The organism is uncultured Campylobacter sp. (assembly GCF_937890585.1).
GTDB lineage: Bacteria > Campylobacterota > Campylobacteria > Campylobacterales > Campylobacteraceae > Campylobacter_A.
The window spans coordinates 1-1,577 of the sequence record NZ_CALACG010000179.1 but is presented as its reverse complement, the minus strand read 5'-3'; the positions used below and the strand labels follow the sequence as shown (position 1 = coordinate 1,577).

At 38.4% G+C, this 1,577-nt stretch carries 1 protein-coding gene; it reads left to right on the top strand.

From position 1 onward, the window contains the following. Positions 1-123: 123 nt before the first annotated feature. The coding region (locus Q0296_RS05235; protein ID WP_298037510.1) for a cache domain-containing protein at positions 124-1,577 on the top strand (1,454 nt) is incomplete at its 3' end.

Sequence of the window (1,577 nt, the reverse complement as noted above, 5' to 3'; positions counted from 1 at the left end):
TCGCTAATTTACATTATTTTTATAGTCTTCATCATTTTATAATATAAAATATTATTTTAAATAAAAGATTAAATTTATATTTTAAATTTTATAATTTCACCAATATTTCACAAGGAGGATGAAGTGAGGTCTATTTCAAACAAGATCGCATTGATGCTTATAGTTCTTTTGGGTGTTTGCTTTGCGGCGATGTCGGCTGTTAGCTACTTTAACGCAAAAGAGAAGGTGGTGAAGCTTATCAGCCAAAACCAAGATCAAATTCTATCTGACATCAAGTCTGTCACGCATAGTTTTGTGAGTGACTACATGGAGGATTCGCAAAAGCTTGCCGACAAACTAACGGGCAGCGTTGGCAACGAAGATGAAATTCTTGTCCGTTTAAAATCCACAAAAGAAAATTTAAAATCAATAGTCATAGGCGCCTATTTTGCAGCGCAAAGCAACGGCTATACTTATGGCTCAAATGGTAAAACTTTAACACCAGAAAAGGACAAATACGACCCACGTGGCAGAGGCTGGTATATCGCCGCAAAGGGCAGCGGTAAAACCATCTTTACAAAGCCATATATCGATATGGTCGCCCCAGAGCACGACCTATGTATGACTTTTTCTACCCCGATAGTGGAGGACGGCAAGCTTGCGGGAGCTACATTTACTGATGTTAATATCAGGCTTTTAAGCAAAAAGCTTCTAGATATGGGCAAAACCGAGTTTGGCTATGTCTATTTTATGGATAAAGAGGGCGTTATCTTGCTGCATGAGGATGAAAGCCTTATAAATCAAGCCACAAACGCGACAAAGATGCTGGCTGCGAAATTTACTAACAGCGACTTTGACGAAAATGGCTTGATCTCATACCAAAACTCAAAAGGCGTAAATGTTTCGGCTAAAATTTTGCCACTAAATGACGATGGCTGGCTCGCAGTAGCTGCTATAAATGCTGATACTTTCACAAGCCAAACTATGCCGCTACTAAAGATACAACTAGCCTTGGCGGCGCTATTTATACTTATCCTCTCGGCATTTGTCTATTTCTTGCTCAAAAAGTCTCTTAACCCGATAAAGACTATACAAGAAAAGCTTGAGGATCTATTTAAATTTGTAACCTACGAAGCAAAAGCACCAAGCAAGCTAGAGGTAAGATCAAATGACGAATTTGGTGTGATGAGTAGGGCGATAAATGAGAACATAGACAAAGTCGTAGCCGGTATCAAAAAAGATAGCACTATGATAGATGAGCTAAACCAAGTAGCAAATTTAATGATCAAAGGAAACCTTGGAGCAAAGATAGGCTCAACTCCAAACAACCCATCACTAAATGAATTAAAAGAGCTACTAAACAAATTCTTTACATCTATCTCGGCAAATTTAAAGGGCATAACAAATGTTCTTAGCTCATATACTAAAAATGACTTTACAGCAAAGGTTGAGATAAACGATGAGCTTGAAGCCGACCTAAAGGCTATGATACTTGGAGTATCAAACATGGGCGAGGTAGTTTGCTCTATGCTAAACTCAAATTTAAACCAAGCTCAAGTACTAGAAGAAAAAGCCAAACTTCTAGCTAGCTCAGTATC